Genomic DNA, 1,718 nt, shown 5'->3' with positions numbered 1-1,718 from the left:
TTCATTCCTATGGCCTGTTACGCGGCAGCTTCCGGCCCGATGCCGAGATTGCAACTCTGCGCGCCTATCTGCGTCAGAGAACGACTGGTTGAGTACGCGGCTGCCCATATCCAGCATATGCAGAAGGCCCTGATGGAGATGAACCTGCAGCTCCATCATGTGGTCACGGATATCACGGGAGCGACCGGTATGCGGATCATCCGAGCCATTGTTGCAGGCGAGCGGAATCCTGACGTCTTGGCAACCTATCGGGACGTGCGATGCCATTCATCCATCGAGACGATCCGCGCAGCACTGGTGGGCAACAATCGGCACGAACACGTTTTTGCGTTGACCCAATCGCTGGAACTCTACGACGTCTACCAGGCGAAGATGCTGGACTGCGACCGCAAGCTGGAGGTCCTGATCGCGTCATTGAGCAATAAAGCGGCAAAACCGGTTGGAAGGCTATCTAAGCCGCGTATCAAGACCAAATAGGTCAACACGCCCACCTTCGATTAGAACCGCACTCTACGGAGTGCTCGCCGTCGATCTGACCGAGATCCATGGATTGGGTCCGTCGCTTGCACTGAAGCTGGTCGGCGAATGCGGCACAGATCTGAAGGCGTGGCCAAGTGTTAAGCACTTCACCTCCTGGCTTTGTCTTGCACCCGGCAACAAAATCTCCGGCGGCAAGGTGCTATCTTCGCGCACACGGAGATCCTCTAGTCGGGCAGCCGCACTGTTGCGGTTGGCAGCAACAACAGTCGGGCGCAGCGATACGGCGCTCGGAGCATTCTATCGCCGACTATCCTCACGCGCGGGCAAGTCAAAGGCGGTGACAGCGACTGCCCGTAAGATCGCAGTTCTATTTTACAACACTCTCCGGCACGGCATAAGCTACCGGGATCCGGGCGCCGACCACTATGAGCAACAATATCGCAAGCGCGTCCTCGCCAACCTTCAGCGCCGGGCCAAATCATTGGGCTTTGTGTTGCAGGCCATTTCAGCAGACGCCAATCCGGCTGTTTCTTAGGAAGTCGATCGCGATCTTTGCTGGAGTTCCGAAATGAGATTTCGCTTCGTCGAAGATCGCCGCGCCGACTATCCGGTGACGATCATGTGCGGCGTGCTCGGTGTCTCGCCGGCCGGCTATTATGCCTGGCGCTCGCGCCCGGAGAGCCAGCGATCCGCCGCCAATCGTGAGCTCGTCGACGACATCAGGCGGGTTCACCGCGACACCAATGGTCGCTATGGCAGCCCGCGCGTCCATGCCGAGTTGAGGGCTCAGGGCCGCGGGGCAAGCCGCTGTCGCATCGAGCGATTGATGCGCCGCCATGGCATCAGGGCCATCATGGTGAAGCCACGCCGGATGCGGACCACCGACAGCCGTCACGATTTCCCGATCGCCCCGAATCTTCTCGAGCGCAACTTCATCGCCGCCGCGCCGAACCAGATCTGGCTCGCCGACATCACCTACGTCCAGACCGATCAGGGCTGGCTCTATCTGGCCACGCTGATGGATCTCTACAGCCGCAAAATCGTCGGCTGGGCGATGGCGGATCATTTGCGCGCCGAACTGCCAATGGCGGCCCTAGCGATGGCAATTGCGACACAGCGGCCTGGCGCCGGCTTGATCCACCATTCAGATCGTGGCGTTCAGGGCGGATTCAAGCGGTCGTCGCAACACCTGAACGAAGGAGGTTGCGATGGGCATTCGAAAGCGACGATCACACCGT

The 1,718-nt window shown here is 59.7% G+C and carries 2 pseudogenes; both read left to right on the top strand.

Features of this window, described 5'->3' with window-relative positions:
- Window positions 1-1,015: pseudogene (locus tag SO139_RS46045) on the top strand (IS110 family RNA-guided transposase); the annotation flags it as partial.
- Between the two features lie 33 nt (window positions 1,016-1,048).
- Window positions 1,049-1,718: pseudogene (locus SO139_RS46040) on the top strand (IS3 family transposase); the annotation flags it as partial.

Source organism: Bradyrhizobium sp. UFLA05-89, from assembly GCF_059803475.1.
This window is presented reverse-complemented; position numbering and strand designations above follow the sequence as displayed.